This is a genomic window from Vibrio sp. 661, assembly GCF_033339315.1.
Classification (GTDB): Bacteria; Pseudomonadota; Gammaproteobacteria; order Enterobacterales; family Vibrionaceae; genus Vibrio; species Vibrio alginolyticus.
The window spans coordinates 594227-610245 of sequence record NZ_JAWOUJ010000001.1 but is presented as its reverse complement, the minus strand read 5'-3'; the positions used below and the strand labels follow the sequence as shown (position 1 = coordinate 610245).

14 protein-coding genes are annotated in these 16019 nt (G+C 44.2%); 7 read left to right on the top strand and 7 right to left on the bottom strand.

Annotated elements, in window-relative coordinates; all coding sequences use genetic code 11:
* Positions 1 to 2 precede the first annotated feature (2 nt).
* Together R7P69_RS02815 and R7P69_RS02810 are read left to right on the top strand one after the other, a co-directional pair.
* A complete protein-coding gene (locus R7P69_RS02815) occupies positions 3 to 620 on the top strand; it encodes an NAD(P)H-dependent oxidoreductase (RefSeq protein WP_005375391.1) in 618 nt (205 codons plus the stop codon).
* On the top strand, positions 617 to 2581 hold the full coding sequence (locus R7P69_RS02810) for a monovalent cation:proton antiporter-2 (CPA2) family protein (RefSeq protein WP_005385095.1): 1965 nt from the start codon (positions 617 to 619) through the stop codon (positions 2579 to 2581). The genes R7P69_RS02815 and R7P69_RS02810 overlap by 4 nt, the downstream gene beginning before the upstream one ends.
* 92 nt (positions 2582 to 2673) lie before the next feature.
* Here the strand turns inward: R7P69_RS02810 and R7P69_RS02805 are convergent, their stop codons facing one another.
* Positions 2674 to 2967: a hypothetical protein gene (locus tag R7P69_RS02805; protein WP_005375389.1), complete on the bottom strand. Its 294-nt coding sequence runs from the start codon at positions 2965 to 2967 to the stop codon at positions 2674 to 2676.
* 245 nt (positions 2968 to 3212) lie between these two features.
* On the opposite strand from R7P69_RS02805, the gene R7P69_RS02800 reads away from it, so the two are divergent.
* Complete coding sequence (locus R7P69_RS02800; protein WP_005375388.1) at positions 3213 to 3506, top strand: ArsR/SmtB family transcription factor; 294 nt, start codon at positions 3213 to 3215, stop codon at positions 3504 to 3506.
* A gap of 108 nt (positions 3507 to 3614) precedes the next feature.
* Here R7P69_RS02800 and R7P69_RS02795 read toward each other — a convergent pair whose 3' ends face one another.
* Entirely contained in the window at positions 3615 to 4964 is a 1350-nt protein-coding gene (locus R7P69_RS02795) for an alpha-amylase family protein (protein ID WP_054701285.1), read from the bottom strand.
* Positions 4965 to 5484: 520 nt separating this feature from the next.
* On the opposite strand from R7P69_RS02795, the gene R7P69_RS02790 reads away from it, so the two are divergent.
* Together R7P69_RS02790 and R7P69_RS02785 are read left to right on the top strand one after the other, a co-directional pair.
* Positions 5485 to 5841 carry a MerR family transcriptional regulator gene (locus tag R7P69_RS02790; protein ID WP_005375386.1) on the top strand — a complete coding sequence of 119 codons (357 nt, stop codon included), beginning with the start codon at positions 5485 to 5487 and terminating at the stop codon, positions 5839 to 5841.
* A gap of 58 nt (positions 5842 to 5899) precedes the next feature.
* The gene (locus tag R7P69_RS02785; RefSeq protein ID WP_005375385.1) at positions 5900 to 6277 is read left to right on the top strand and encodes a carboxymuconolactone decarboxylase family protein; all 378 of its coding nucleotides are present in this window, start codon (positions 5900 to 5902) and stop codon (positions 6275 to 6277) included.
* A gap of 77 nt (positions 6278 to 6354) precedes the next feature.
* Here the strand turns inward: R7P69_RS02785 and R7P69_RS02780 are convergent, their stop codons facing one another.
* Both R7P69_RS02780 and R7P69_RS02775 read right to left on the bottom strand, forming a co-directional pair.
* Positions 6355 to 6585 (bottom strand): PAS factor family protein, encoded by a 231-nt coding sequence (locus tag R7P69_RS02780; RefSeq protein ID WP_005375384.1) that lies wholly within the window; start codon positions 6583 to 6585, stop codon positions 6355 to 6357.
* A gap of 282 nt (positions 6586 to 6867) precedes the next feature.
* A complete protein-coding gene (locus R7P69_RS02775; RefSeq protein ID WP_085569320.1) occupies positions 6868 to 9294 on the bottom strand; it encodes a M9 family metallopeptidase in 2427 nt (808 codons plus the stop codon).
* A gap of 448 nt (positions 9295 to 9742) precedes the next feature.
* On the opposite strand from R7P69_RS02775, the gene R7P69_RS02770 reads away from it, so the two are divergent.
* Positions 9743 to 10720, top strand: coding sequence for a hypothetical protein (locus tag R7P69_RS02770; protein WP_005375380.1), 978 nt, complete (start codon positions 9743 to 9745; stop codon positions 10718 to 10720).
* Positions 10721 to 10751: 31 nt separating this feature from the next.
* On the opposite strand, the gene accD is transcribed toward R7P69_RS02770, so the two are convergent.
* Positions 10752 to 11615, bottom strand: a complete 864-nt coding sequence (gene accD / locus R7P69_RS02765) for an acetyl-CoA carboxylase, carboxyltransferase subunit beta (RefSeq protein ID WP_017821534.1) — start codon at positions 11613 to 11615, stop codon at positions 10752 to 10754.
* Between the two features lie 141 nt (positions 11616 to 11756).
* Between accD and R7P69_RS02760 the strand changes: the two genes are divergently transcribed.
* The gene (locus R7P69_RS02760; protein WP_005385088.1) at positions 11757 to 12656 is read left to right on the top strand and encodes a LysR family transcriptional regulator; all 900 of its coding nucleotides are present in this window, start codon (positions 11757 to 11759) and stop codon (positions 12654 to 12656) included.
* A 147-nt stretch (positions 12657 to 12803) separates the two neighbouring features.
* Here the strand turns inward: R7P69_RS02760 and R7P69_RS02755 are convergent, their stop codons facing one another.
* Together R7P69_RS02755 and R7P69_RS02750 are read right to left on the bottom strand one after the other, a co-directional pair.
* Entirely contained in the window at positions 12804 to 14363 is a 1560-nt protein-coding gene (locus R7P69_RS02755; RefSeq protein WP_017635256.1) for a methyl-accepting chemotaxis protein, read from the bottom strand.
* A 549-nt stretch (positions 14364 to 14912) separates the two neighbouring features.
* Entirely contained in the window at positions 14913 to 15989 is a 1077-nt protein-coding gene (locus tag R7P69_RS02750) for a nickel/cobalt efflux protein RcnA (RefSeq protein ID WP_158173187.1), read from the bottom strand.
* Between the last annotated feature and the right edge of the window lie 30 nt (positions 15990 to 16019).

Sequence of the window (16019 nt, the reverse complement as noted above, 5' to 3'; positions counted from 1 at the left end):
CTATGGCAAATAAAAAAGTACTCATTCTCTTTGCTCATCCTTCCCAGCATCGTTCAGAAGTGAATACTCCACTTTTCAAAGAAGCTCAAAAAATTGAAGGCGTGACATGTGTTGATCTCTATGGCGAATACCCTCGTTTCGATATTAATATCGACCGTGAGCAGCAACGCTTACGTGAGCATGACGTGGTGATTTTCCAATTCCCACTATATTGGTATTCAACGCCTGCGATTTTAAAAGAGTGGCAAGATCTGGTTTTGGAATATGGCTTTGCTTACGGTACAGATGGCACAGCACTGCAAGGCAAGACCATGCTTTGTGTGCTGTCTGCAGGGGGCAAAGAAGAAGCTTATAAGGCAGAGGGCTACAACCACTTTACGATTCGTCAACTGCTTGCGCCCATTGAACAAATGTCCGCACTGACCGGCATGAACTACATTGCCCCTCTCGCGATGTTTGGCGCACGTACAGCAGATGAAGAAGGGCGAATCCCTCGTCATGTTGAGCGGTACAAGAGCCTGCTAACAGCTTTAGTCGAAGATAGGTTGGATGTTGAAGCTGCGGCGTCATTAATCAAGCTTAACAGCGCATTGCCAGAGCTCATTAAGGAGGCTTCATGACAGGAATATTCTTACAAGCCTTCATATATTTGATTGCTGCTGTAATTGCAGTCCCACTTGCTAAGCGTTTGGGACTTGGGTCCGTTTTAGGCTATCTCATCGCAGGTGTGGTCATTGGCCCAATTATCGGTTTAGTCGGTGAAGAAACAACAACAATCCAGCACTTTGCCGAGTTTGGCGTGGTGATGATGCTGTTTCTCGTTGGTTTAGAGCTCGAACCCAAAATGTTGTGGGCGATGCGCAATCGCTTAATGGGTTTAGGAGGTCTGCAAGTCGGCGGTACCGTCGCGGCGATTATGGGTATTGCCTTATACTTTGACCAGCCTTGGACCATAGCCTTAGCCATAGGTTTGATCTTCGCCCTCTCTTCTACTGCGATTGTTTTGCAAACTTTTAGCGAAAAAGGATTAACGAAGACGGAAGGTGGACAAAACGCTTTCTCCGTGTTGCTTTTTCAAGATATTGCAGTGATACCAATGTTGGCGTTCATTCCCCTATTGGCCTTACCTGAATTAATTGAACAGGCACAGTCCGCAGCACAAACAGCCGCAGCGCACCATGAAGAATTAAGCCTCGTTGCGGGGTTACCCGGCTGGGCATACGGCATCGTAATCACAGCATCGATAGCAATCGTCGTCGTTGGTGGACACTTTTTAAGTCGACCTCTGCTCAATTATGTGGCTAGCTCTGGTTTGCGAGAAATCTTTACCGCAACTGCACTCATGCTTGTCATTGGTATCGCTGCACTGATGAGTTTAGTGGGCTTATCTCCTGCCTTAGGAACCTTCTTGGCTGGCGTTGTATTGGCGAACAGTGAATTCCGCCACGAGTTAGAATCCAATATCGAACCATTTAAAGGCCTATTGTTAGGTCTGTTCTTTATTACCGTTGGCGCAGGGATCAACTTCTCGGTCCTTTTTGGTGATTTCTGGTTGGTCATGGCATTGACCATTGGCGTGATGGTTTTGAAAGCCTTGGTGCTGTTTATTCTTGCACTGATATTTAGGGTGAAAGGCAGCAACCGCTGGCTGTTTACCCTAAGCTTGGCTCAAGCAGGTGAATTCGGCTTTGTGCTTCTAAGCTTTTCAGTGCAAAACCACGTCATCCCATTTGAACTCTCACAAACTCTTGCGTTAGTGGTTGCGATTTCGATGTTCCTGACACCAGGTTTGTTTATTCTGTTTGATAGAGTGATTCTGCCGCGCTTTGAAAGCCAGTCAAATGAACGCGAAAGCGATACGATTGAGGAAACAGGCACGGTGATCATCGCCGGCATCGGCCGCTTTGGACAAATAGTGAATCGCCTATTGGTATCAAACGGCGTGACTACCGTGGTACTTGACCATCAATCTGACCAAGTCGATAACATGCGCCAGATTGGCACTCGCGCCTATTTTGGCGACGCGACTCGACCAGATATGCTACATACAGCCGGCATTGAGCACGCCGCTGCGTTGGTTGTGGCGATTGATAACCAAGAATCGAGTGTAGAACTGGTGAAGTACGTTAAGCACACGTACCCAAAAGTAACAGTGATTGCACGTGCCTTTGACCGTGGACATGGCTATCTTTTGCGTCAAGCGGGGGCTGATATTATTGAATCAGAGACCTACCATTCTGCATTGGAGATGGGCGGTCACACAATGAAAGCCCTTGGCATTCACCCCTTCTTTGTTGAACAACAGAAGGCGACATATAAGCGTGTTGAAGCACGTAAGTCAGAAATACTTTACAAAGCTTGGGAAGATGATTCTGAAGGTGAACGCTATGACAACAATTTCCGACAACTGTTTATTCAGTTAGAGGAGAAAATGGCGGAAGAGATGCAAAAAGATCGTCATGACAAACTATCGCGGTCAGAACGTGGTTGGACACCGCCACCTAAAGGTTACGCAGATGACTTTAATGAAGATAACGTCCAAGAGCTAACACCACCAAGAGAAGAGCCTATCCAACGATAACGCACTCCATATTAAAAACCTCCCGCTTGGGAGGTTTTTATTTTTTCAGTACAGAGCCACACGCCGTGCAGGATAAAATGATCTTCTCGATATTACATAAGATCATTCATTAAAATCTCATACTCTTCGTTTGCTTCTTCCACTAAATGAGAAAGCTCTAACGCATCAGTAACTGCAAGATTGAACTGCCACGGAGTTGTGTCTTCTTTACCACAGATTCGAGTTTCACACCCACGACTCTCAAAAGACAAATCATCAAACTCTGTGGTGTGGCGCTCTTGAAGTTCAACAATCTCAACTTCTAATTTACCAACAGGGTTGACTTTAACGTGGGCATGTAACTCCGAACTGTTAGACAAACAATAATCTCTATGAACCGCAATCATGGCCGCCTCCTTGGTCTGCCAACTGACAACTCAACATTGAGTGTAGACGAGGGATTTTGAACGTGGCGTGAAATAATAATGAAGATTGATCTGTCTCATTAGAACAGACAATTGTTGTCATGAAGGCATTAGCCAGCATGAATCTCATCTGATTTAAATTGTTCTGAGATCGTAATAGTTGGCATTTACCGAGACTTTCCCTATTATCGAAACAAAATTACTGTGGTCATTCTTTAGAGGTCAGTATGGAGCTTGAAGCCGTTGCTAAAGCACTAAAAGAGTTAGGGCATCCGACTCGTTTAAGTATTTACAAAGAAGTCGTCAAAGCGGGATACAAAGGTATCGCGGTAGGCGGCGTACAAGAAAAGCTTGGCATTCCAGCATCCACTCTCTCTCATCATATCTCGAGCCTTGCTTCAGCTGGTCTTCTCACCCAGCGCCGCGAGGGTAGAACCCTTTTTTGTGTTGCAGAGTATCAGTGCTTAGATGACGTAATTGGTTTTTTAAAAGCAGAATGTTGCGTTAACGAGTGCTCATAAATTTCTAGCAAAAACGAGAGAGTTTGAGTTTCTATTGAACTTCAGCAGAACGTGAATGACGATGAAAAACATACACACCGAAGTTGCTAACCTCGGTGTGTACATCTTCTACTTCGCGACGAGTAACATCGACGACTTAGATGGTACGATTAACTTACCGTCAGTTGGAATGATTTGTTCTGTCATCAAATCAACCCAATTACCATCGATTTTTAATGTCAAAGACTGTTGACGCTGTGATTTATTAAGCACCACAATACCTTTGTCACCTCGCTTCAGTACGAGCATGTCATCGTTACCTTCAAGAACACTCATCGGCTCGCCATGCGTCATATTATGGAACTGGATCATTTTTGCCATTCTCGGATCGCTCCATGCACCTTGCCATCTTGGCTGACCATTTTTACCTTTAATACCGCTGGTGTTTAAGTCGGTATAAATCAACGGCACACCACCATCTCGGCCTAGAATATAGGCATAAGCTAACCATTCGTTTTCCTCGTCCATGATGAGATCAAGAAAGACATCATTGTTAGGAATATCATGTGTGATAGCAAATGTAATCGCACGACCGGGGGACAGAGCCTGACCAAAACAATAGGGATCAATCAGAGACTTGAAGCTGCCCTTTTTAGCAAACGCCTTAAACATGGTTGAGAACAAAGGGAAATCGTACGCACCTAGGCGAGTTTCCTGTAGATACGGCTCAAGAAACAGCTGATACTCTTCTTCCGTCGCACCGCCATCGGTAATAATTTCACCAAATATATGCACATCCCGCGTGATGTCGTCTGTCCAAACACGCTTAAGATGCTCTAACGTCATGTGTTTCGCAGCGTCAATACGAAAACCTTTCACACCAATAGCTTTCAGCGCCGTTAGGTACGCTCGCTGCTGTTCAACGACATGGTCACAAACACGAAGAGTTGGCAAGCCAGGGTCGGTTGGCCCACCTGTGATACGTCCATTTTGAACCTGCCACTTATCTTTCCAGTCTTTAATGCCGAATGCTTCAACAAAGTCCTCTTCATCAAAAAGTGGTTGAGATAGATCGCCAAACAACGCTAGCGACTGATATTTCTGCTTGTTGTTCTGGTATTCCTCCAAGACCTCTTGTCTTGGGTACTGAAGGTCTCTGCGAAGGTGGGCCTCATTTGCCATATGGTTAAACACTACGTCGGCATAAACCCACACACCAACTTGCTCCAGTTCACGAACCATATGAATAAAATCTTTGGTATCACCCAAGGCATTATCGATAACACGATAATCTTGTGGTTGATAACGCTGCCACCAGCGCTCATCGTGTGCGCTTTTCATTGGTGGCGAAACCAACACAGAGCCATAACCAAGCTTGCGGATTTCTTTTGCTCGTTGGGCAATGTCAGCATACTTCCAATCAAACGCATGTAAGATAACGTTTGCACCGAATGATTGTGTTTCCTGTGAGCCACTCATGTTGTTCTCCTGCTCGTTTCCACTCACGATTACTTGTTTGCATTTTTTTGTGAGTGAATTCAATAATCGAAATTATAAAAGCTATTCATCAGAGGCACTCACCCTTTTAGCACTAACTCAAGGCTGAAATCGAAGGCGTAGCGACTCATCCATTGCACAGAGATAAATCGTTCTGAGTGAATAACGGGCACACAACATACACCCCAAACAGCCCAGAACAAACCTAAGACATTGTTTTATTTATCAAAAATATCAATCAAAAAAGATGCAACATAAGACCTACGTACGCCCTAAAATAGGCCCAAAGGATAAAAATAGCCAAGCCAACCCGTTGAGTAATCAATTGTTAATAAAACGAAACTGGCAGGTGGATCACGTTTGGCGCGTTTCAAAAATCCAGTAAATCACCATACCTAGCGTTAAAAGACTAAAGATTTCTGTTTGTATCTGTCCCGAAATGACTTCAAAATGCGAAACTTAGCTTATCTCTATGGGGTATGCTCTACCTTGGAGGATAATAATGAATATCAAAGAATTTTCTGACCTCGTCGGGCTATCTGCTCATACACTTCGATACTATGAAAAAATCGGTTTACTTAAACATGTCCATAGAAACGCGAGTGGACATCGAATGTATAGTTCGAAAGATCTAAACTGGATAAGCTTTGTTAAGCGTTTAAAAGAAACTGCAATGCCACTTGAAGAGATTCTAGAGTATGCCAAATTAAGGGAAGTCGGCTCTCAATCTGTACCACAACGTCAAGCCTTGTTAGAACAACACCAAGAAAACCTCAAACGCCACATTGAGCAACAGAAAAAGCACTTATCGGCTCTAGAAGAAAAAATTGCCTTGTATAAAAGCGGAAAAGTTCGTTGACTTAGAGTTAACTCTAACGATTAAGGTGTGTTTACGTTTATTCACTAGGAACATACCGATGGAACAATCACGCTTTAACAAAGGATTAGAACTACTCTCTCAAATTGATGGCGACGCTGGTCATAATGTCATCGAAACCTTACAAGATATTTGTCCAGATTTAGCTCAGTACACCATTGAGTATCCGTTTGGCGATATTTATGCTCGCCCGGGCTTAGACCTAAAATCGAGAGAAATCGCAACCGTCGCCGCGCTAACGGCAATGGGGAATTGCGCGCCGCAACTAAAAGTGCACTTAAATGCAGCGCTGAATGTAGGCTGTAGCGAGGATGAGATTAAAGAGATCATTTTGCAGATGTCCGTCTACGCAGGTTTTCCCGCGGCATTAAACGGCATGTTTGCATTCAAAGAAGTGCTAGCGGAAAGAGCAGAGTAATAACGACGTTGAAATCAATTTAACCGCAATTAAAAACGGCCCTTGGGGTTCGGGCCGTGATTAAAACAACGAGTGAATTAGCGCTCAGGAGTTTCAAGCAGTTTAACCGCGCAATCTACCGCGTTGTTAATGCCTTGACTGCTCTCCAACTTGCCTGAACTTGCAGGACCAAGGGCACAAGAATACAAAGCCAGCTGCTTATCGAACGGCAGATCCAACTGTTCATAGAGATTTTGTCGGATTCTTGCATGTTGTTCTGGTTCTTGGTTAGCAAGGCTAATCAACGTTTCATAAATAAGCGTTTTCATGTCTTTCCCTTTTCACTTTATTGCACGGGGTGCATATATATTGTATCCATTTGGGAAGCACAAATCAGAAGCTAGGTCACAGAACGCGTCGCTAAAAAAGTTTATGTGCGCGGTAAATTGCAATACAAACCTAAAGCCGTTTAGAAAAAGGGCAACTGATAACTCGATAGATCAGCCGATTAACTAGCATTCGCCGCTGTTTGTTTATAATCGTGTCCGATATAAACAAAAACGTCGCTGTATCAGCGACGTTTTATCTCGACTTTAGTTAATCGAACCTGTTTAGTTGAAGTGCACTAGCATTTCAACGTCATCGCCTTGCTCTGGAGCCTGAAGAGCGAAGTGCACGTACCCTGCTTCAGTAACAGGAATCGCAAGGTATTCATTGCTGCCTGCATAGTTGGACGCATACTCGTGCTGCTCTACTGTAGGCCAATGCTCCCTACTCGCGTATAGATCGACATTACCAGTTTGAGAGTGAGCCGTTAGCCATACACGAACCTCTTCAACACCTTCAGGCACATAAACTGCTGCATAACGCTGCTTGTGAACGGTAAGCATTTTGGCTTCACCAGACTCTAATACCACAGGTGCTAAATCATCTTGCACTTGGGTTGGCGGTGTTTGCGCTTCCACTTCTAACGCAGCCACAAGATTCACTGAGTCATAGCTATCACGTCCAGTTAAGCTGATGTAGTAACGACCCGCTTTAACGTAACCATCTTGCTCTGGTTCAAACACAATCTCTTCATTGCTGCCATCAGCATAATGACTCATTTCGAAATCATAGTAATGCGCGACTTTGTTGTAGCTCATGTAAAGATCCGCATCACCCGCACCCTCAATAGATACATTGAAGTTAACGGTGTTGGCTGGAACATCAACGTAGAACAGTTTTTCGCTGTATGCTTCGCCACTGAGCTGAAGGCTTTGGTTCGCCGTCAATTCAGTCACTTGTGCTTCAGGGCTTGTTGGTTCTGTTGGCTCTTCTGGGTCTGTATCAGGTTGCTCAGGTTCCACTTTTAATGTGTCCAACCAACGTTCAAACTCAGCATCGTATTGTTGACCTAAAGACGTCACCTGCTGTGCCCATTGTTCGAACTGGCCAGAGCGCGACAATGCCAACAAGCTTTCGACGTCTTGTGGATGATTTTCTAACATGAATCGAACAGCTAGATAACCCCAACGATAGATACGATTGGTATCGTGAGAGTACGTGGTATCAAACACAGTGGAAAGGCTCAGTTTACCATCTGCAATCAGCTCAATCGCAGCTTGGTAACCTTGCTTGTAATGCATGTATTCAGCAAAACCTTCTAGCCACCAAACAATATGACCATGAGCCAAGTTATCGCTGAACGAACCGTATTGGTTAAATCGTGCATCTAAATAGTGCGTGTATTCATGTTCTAGGTTCAAGATAGAGAGATCTTCACCATTCGCGTAGCGATAAGCGACGAAACGCGCAGTATTGTCCGCTTTTGAAGGGTCACCTTCTAGGTACTGACCACCGTTGTCCGTTGTATTACCAAATAGGAATGAAGAGTAATCAACGTAACTAGTGTTACTCGCGAATACCGCCACTTCAACACGATCATTCAAATCATCAGCGACAGGTTGATTACCCGTATTCGCAACTCGATGGAAGTCGGCTTCTTTTGCCGCTAGCACTTCACACGCTTTCGCTGCTTGAGCATCGGTCAGATCCTCAGAGCGAATAATGGCAGGTCCCTGACATTCAAAACGATTTGGCATTACACGTGCAGCTAAATCTTGCTTGGCTTGCTCAATATTCAGACCATTTAGGCCTTCTGGTGCGTAGTAGCTCATCATTTCAACGGCAGCAAGCCATAGTTTGTCATGCTCACTACCCAGTGGATAACGCTGCATCACCTGTTGCATTACTGCCAATGCTTTGCGTTTGGTCTCCTGATCTGGGCTCGCGAGCAAACGACCAGTTTCACGTAATGCATTGAAAACGATAAAGCTTGCATCCGTATCTAATGCCCAAGCATTATCAGATGCGAATTTCACCAACGTATCAATATGGTGTGTATTGTTTGCCATGTATCGGTAGAACGCATCGTTCGCCGCATGGCCTGCCATAGAGCGGAACAAGTTGTTTAAACCATCGACCCATTGCGTGTCCTGCGCGGTTTCACGATTAAAGTGCATCAACGCGGCCATCATGCTATCCATGGTCAGCGGCAACTGCTTAACGTTATCAACCATCAAAGTCAGGCTCTTCATTGCACCAACTTGTTCACGACCTTGATCCAAAGCATGAGGGTTGTTTAGGAATAGGTTCGTCGACTGAGCAAAACGCTGACTCAACGCTTGCGAAAACTCAGGTGTACCAGTACCAGCGTTGTAGCGAACGTAGTAGGCCGCTCGAATAAATTCGCCTAGGTTCTCTAGAATACGAGCTTGATCTGCTTCACCACGATAGCGAGCGATTTCTTGATCCAGCGCGACTTGGATACGGCTTAGGCTCGCTTCACTATAGATATCATTCAGCGTTTCTGAAGGTGCTGAAAACCAAGCGTGGTAGCAATCATACTCAGCACCAGAAACGGCAGTAGCCAGATCTCGCGATTGTTGTAAATCAGCAACAGCACACTGATTTTGTGCAAAAGAGAAGCCAGACACACTCGCTAGCATACAAGCAAGCGCCAAACGATGGCGCGGGAAAAAACGGATATGAGACATAACAACACTCATTGATTATTAACATACATTGAGTGGGGATTTATATTCTTTACAGCTCAAACAGTGAAATCAGTGTCATAAAATTTATGAAACCGCTCCCAAAAATAGGTCTTTTACTCTAATTAAATGGGAGCAATCCCACTCCCAAAAAACTCACAATTATCAATAAAAACATTAATTTACCTTTTTCTAAATAACGACTTTATGAGGAAAATTGCCCTTAAACGCCCCCCTTAACTCTTCCAGATAGAGTTCACGACAATCAAAGGTTCTAAATTAAATTTTGATGCTTGATACCATCTATTTTTATTTGTGACTCATTCCCAATAAGTCATCGAGTGCATATCAAAAGGCTGGCATTAATGGTAAATTCTCCGCCAAATCAAACACATTTACTCCTCCAGTCATTGATGAGTGAATAAAGCAGATATTTGGCTAGGGATAATACATGTCACTTTGGGGATTTTTGGGAGCGGGGATTGCCTACTTCATGACAACGTTTGCCTTTGTTTTTGGTGGCATTTTTTGGTTATGTGCTGAAGGTAATACATTAAGAGAAACAAAGCGCCAATCATCAATAATGTCCGGGGTTATTGCTTGTACTATTGGAACTTGGGTGCTTGCTTTTGGTGTTTACGTTTACGGTTACTTTTGGGATAACTCTTCTCACTATTATTTTTATTTGCTCGCTCCATGGGGACTTGCCATTTTTGGGGTAAAACTTCGTAACCGCTGGGTTAAGCAATACGCGCGTGTAAAACACGCAAAAGAAGAACAGTGGCAAAAGCGCTGGCGAGAATTATTAGGGGAAGATACTGAAGAGCTTCCACCATATACACATGATTACGAGCTCTACTCGGGCATTTGGCAAGCCAATGAAGCGCTCCAAGAACAGTGTTTTGCAGCCCTTCCTCACGGGAAAGCAGTCTACGAGAGAGTGAAAGCCTTCCAAACGATGGCCTCCCCCGCTGGTGACATAAACAATCAAGTTTTGCTGAGTAAACTCGATCAACTAGAGGATGAAATCATTCAAGTTCTTGAGCAACACTCGCAAAAGAAAGTAAGCATTGAAACTGGCGCAGGTACTTTACACAAAGAGTCAAAACGCAATGTTTATCACCATGAGAATGGCCCAACAGAAGAGCAACTGTACGACTCAATCAACCTCCAACATGATTTGGATCGAGAGCTACGCAACATTATCTATGATCGGCTCGGTTACGATGGCGAAGATGAGTACTTTTTCCTCCAAGCGCCACTCGAAGAGCTTACCGAGAATGAAACCGCAATCAACTGGATGCTCTGGGGGTTAGTAAGCAACCATTTTGCTGTTGACCCATACCAAACGGCGTTGGATCTCAGCCTAATGAATGCGGAACCAAGATGGGGGCAAAATGAACGGTTTGTAATGATTACGGCTCAATAAACGCAAGTACTAAGTCTAATTTTAATACAACCTATTCTGAGACCACCCTCGCGTTGGTTAACTTAGCCAGTAAGCGGCCAACGCGATCGCGCATTTCACGTCTATCGACAATCATATCTAGCGCACCATGCGCTAGTAAAAATTCACTTCGCTGAAACTCGTCTGGTAACTTTTCACGTACCGTTTGCTCAATGACACGTCTTCCCGCAAAGCCAATACTTGCTTTAGGTTCACCAATATTGATGTCTCCTAACATGGCTAAACTCGCCGAGACGCCACCATAAGTTTGGTCCGTCAATACTGAGATATAGGGTAATCTGTGCTCAGATAAGTGGTTTAACGCGGCGCTGGTTTTTGACATTTGCATTAGTGCCACCAAAGACTCTTGCATGCGCGCCCCTCCGCAAGCGGAAAAACATACTAACCCAGATTTTGTATTAATTGCGCTTTCAACTGCTCGGACAAACTTCTCGCCAACCACTGCGCCCATCGAGCCTGCCATGAAAGAGAATTCGAATGCACACGCAACAACAGGCAGCCCCAATAACTTGCCCTCCATCACCACCAACGCATCTTTTTCTCCAGTCGTTTTCTGTGCTAAAGCAATTCGCTCTTTATATCGCTTTAAGTCTTTAAAACCCAAAATATCTTGTGGCTCCAACTCACTTGCCAACTCTTGTTGTGTTCCATGGTCCAGAAAAGAGATCAACCTTTGACGCGCAGCCATTCTCATGTGATATGAGCATTTAGGGCATACTTCCAAATTTTCTTTTAACGCGGCACGATAAAGTATTTGTTCACACTCAGGACACTTTGTCCAAACTCCCTCAGGGATAGACGCTTTGCGCGAACCTATTATATTTTTATTCTCAAATAACCGTTCTAACCAGCTCATAAATTCACCACTATTGATTACGTTCTAGCGCGATATTTCGTTGTTTGTTCGCTTAAACTTGTAAATAAGATTGTATGTAACTTAGTACAGGGATAAAGTGCGATATGCTGGCTTGATAATCCAATAAAGTGGGATAATGAAATGTTTGATAACGTTGACCAAATCTGGTTAAAAAGTTTTCACTGTGTTTATGAGAACAACAGCTTTAAGCGAGCCGCTGAGTGTTTGAATATACCAACATCAAATGTCAGCCGACACATTGCCCTGCTTGAAGAAAAGTTAAACATTAGGTTGTTCAATAGAACAACAAGGCGAATGACGCCTACCGAGGCTGGAGAAGAGCTCTATAGCAGCACTCGTCCGTTATTGGAGCAACTCAACGCCGCACTAGAAACGGTAACGCGCCACTCACACACGGTAACAGGGGAACTGCGAATTCTTATGCCAGACACACCTGTACTGGCCAAAGCGGTTGTCACCTTTTGCACGCAATACCCGTCAATCTCTTTGTCTTGCGATACAACGCTAAACCCTAAAGATGATGTTATTGACAGCTTTGATGTCATTTTGAGTTTTCATAGAGGGACTTTGTCAGACAGTAACTGGGTGGCGAGAGAGATAAAACGCTGGCCCAGTGCCATTTTAGCCGCGCCTCAACTAATTGAGAAATACGCCACCCCTTACAAAATTACGGATCTAAGTCATGTTCCCTGCATCACGACGCTTACCGCAGTAAATGGTGCACCATGGGTATTCAGAAACCCTGTTGGGGGCCATATTACTCAAACTGTGCAATCTTCATTCAAAGTAAACAGCGGTCATCTCGCCAGATATGGCGCGTTATCAGGGCTTGGATACGCAATATTGCCAATTGAGTCATGCCAAAATGAGATCAAAAATGGTGAGCTAGAAATCGTCACTCTAGAGTACGAACCTGAGGATTTAGTGCTTTACGCCTTTTACTCGTCTAGAAAACATGTAGCTAAGAAAATATCTATGTTTGTTGAACATTTAAAGCAAAACGCAAAACTTAACGCCTAGCTAAGCTTTACTCAACTAATTTATCGTATTCTGTTTTATCGTCTAGAAAGGACAAACACCGCTAAGCGATTTGAGACTCGATTTTTTCAAATAAAAAAGCCAGCAATTAACATTTACTGGCTTTTATTAAAGAGGGTCAGTTGGCGTTTAGATTCTAAACGCTCCTACGTGACGATCGAGTGTTCGCGATAGCTCCGCGAGTTGTTGACTTGATTCTTCTAGTTGCTCACTCGCCGTTAGCGCACTTTTCACTGAGTGGCTGACGGTATCCATGTTCATATTAATTTCGTTTGCTACCGTTGATTGCTGTTCTGTTGCGGTTGCTACTTGAGTATTGATATCTGAAATAGTCGTCACTTGTGCAGCTATTGCTTCTAAAGCCTGTCGAGCTAACTCGGTTTCTGCCGTTCCTTCTTCAATAAGAGTCTTACTATTGCTCATTGAATTCACCGCACTTTGAGCTTCAGTTTGTAGCTGGTGAATCATGTTGTCAATTTCATCGGTAGAATGAGCCGTTTTAGTCGCTAGGTTGCGAACTTCATCAGCTACGACTGCAAAACCTCGGCCGGCATCACCAGCGCGTGCAGCTTCGATAGCCGCATTGAGAGCCAATAGATTGGTTTGCTCCGAAATACCTCTAATAACCTCTAGAATACTACCAATCGACTGAGTATTTTCAGCAAGACTCACGATAATGTTGGAAGTGCTGTTCATCTCGTTTTCAAGATTAGTCATCGCCGTTTTGGTTCTTTCTAGCGTCGTGTAGCCATCTTGCGCTTCATTACTTGCTGCACTCGCAGCATTTGCCGCTCCGGCAGCATTGGAGGCAATTTCATTGACCGTCGCAATCATTTCGTTCATGGATGTGACAACCAGCATGGTTTGCTCGTTCTGCTCTTGCCCTCTTGTGAGCGCTTGCTGAGATTGCCCACGCAAAGCGACAGCTGAACTATTAAGCTCCACACCAGTATTTACAACTTGTGTAATAATCTCATGTACTTTCCCAACAAAAACGTTGAAAGCAGAAGAAATTTGCGCGACTTCGTCATTACCTTTCGCTGGCAAACGAACGGTTAAGTCTCCGTCTCCTTTTGAGATGTCTTGTAGAGCGTCTTTAAGCGCAGAAAGCGGTCTCATCAGTTTATTTAGCAGAAGTGACAGAATCAAAACACACATAACGAAGATCGCCACCATAGAGATCAACTGGTAAGTAATAATTCCATTCGTCGCTTGGCTCACTTCGGTAATAGGAATACCAATATCAAAAGTACCGTATAACTGACCATCCACATAAATTGGTGCCATGATGTCAAACACCCATACTTTCTGGACATCGGCATACCACTTTGAGTACTGTTGAACACCTCTCGTCGCGCCTTCAACAGTATATTCATCGTTATAGGTTTTGTTCAGCTTGTGCTTATCACTGTGGGCTACTGCCGTTACGTTACGGTCAATTACAACGGCATAACTCACGTCTGAACGTTGTTTCAGCCCCTCAACAAGCGATTGTAAATCTTGCATTGGATTGGCTGAGTTCTCCAAAATATAACTCGCATTTCCCGCTAGAAACTCAGCTTGAACTTGGGATTTGTTTAAGATGATGTCATCGATTTTCTGACTCGAAATTAGGTACGTTGATGCCATACTCGCCACGACAGCAATACCAAACATGGCGCAGACTGCTAATAAGATGATTCTTTTCATTATAATTGTCTCAATACAATTCAATTGATGCTCATTAATCGAGCGCTAAGCCTTTCTTCTCCAAAACCAACCAAACTGCATTTTGGGTCTGTTTGGCAGAGCAAGACATAACTTTATAACTATGTATCTGCTTGGTTCCCGATTACTTTAGACAGAAGGAAAAAAAGTCTTCAAAACGTCACATTTCTACGAGGTTTGGCGAAGGGACGAGTACGCAAAAGGAAACGTTTGCATAGTTAAATTTAACTATGCGACCAAATTGGTATCGAACATTAAAGAAAAGACTTCTAATTAGCGTTTTGACCGTCGGGAGCGCTGTGGTCAGTGCTCCCGTTTTATCATTTAGTATCTCAGGTTCAGATATTAGAGCCACAATCGCAGCGGTTGTAATACGAGATGTTTGGTGAAGCGAGAATGACTTGGTTTGTAGATATGGCAGCGATGTCAGATCGAGTAATTCTCAATCAAGAATCGGCAGCAAAATAGGTAAACCAAGGCATGAAGCCATTGCCCATAAAAAAGAAAGGAAAAAAATCTTTACCACAGAGTTTAACTCGTCAGCGATATGTATCCATGCATACCCATGTATAAACCAACTGCACTGATCAAGACGCCCGATAAGTAAGGAGCTCGACGTGCAACATCATTCAAACCGCTCCATTTAGATGTCGCTTTTTGCACGCCCACTGCAGCCACAACGCCAACAGCAACCAGAGTCAAGGCTAAGCCAATACTGAATGACACAACTAAAGTCGCACCAAGAGTCATTGCCTTAAGCTGCAAACAGATAAGCAAAACCGTTACCGCAGCAGGGCATGGAATCAAACCGCCCGTTAATCCAAACAGCAGAATTTGCCCATTCGTCACGTCTCGATTCTCAAAGCGCTTTTGAATGTCTAAAGCGTGAGCGCGCTCGTGAGCATCTTGATATTCCTTATCTTCGCTTTCTAAATGAGACCCAGGACGGAAATGTACATCAAAGTCATGGGTATGATCATGGTGCCCGATGATCAAAGTGACAGAAAGTCCATTAGAGACTTCAATGCAAGACGCCGATTCCAAGTATCCATCACGCTCTATAAAGTGATAAATATCAGCAGGTTGATAACCATCACTCGATACCGAAACCTTGATACCTTCAGCAGTTAAAGGTTTACCGCTGAGTGTTCGCAATTGGAAACGGTGATGCTCCCCTTCCTGTGTAATCGAAAGCGAAACATGCCCATGTCCTGTATCCACAACTTGCGTCGTCCAGTCGCGAGCATGCTCCTGAGCTTTGTTCCAAGCTCGCTCATCGCTCCATGTCCGCCAAAACATCCATACGCCGGTTGTCACGATAATGACCCCAGAGATAAGTTGCATCCATGGTTCAGCCGCTTCAGCGGTGAATTTCTGGCTAATATACATCCCGCCAACAGCGATTAACCATACAATTGCAGTGTGAGAAAGTGTGGCAGCTAAACCCAGCATCACGGCTTGTTTGACCGTTCCTTTCACAGCGACAATGAACGCCGCCATCATCGTTTTAGAGTGCCCAGGTTCTAAACCATGCAAAGCGCCAAGCAAAATGGCACTGGGAATAAAGAACCACCCATTACCTTGTTGTAGTAACGCGACAAAATCCATTGTTGTTCTCTGTTGTTGATTCTAATTTAT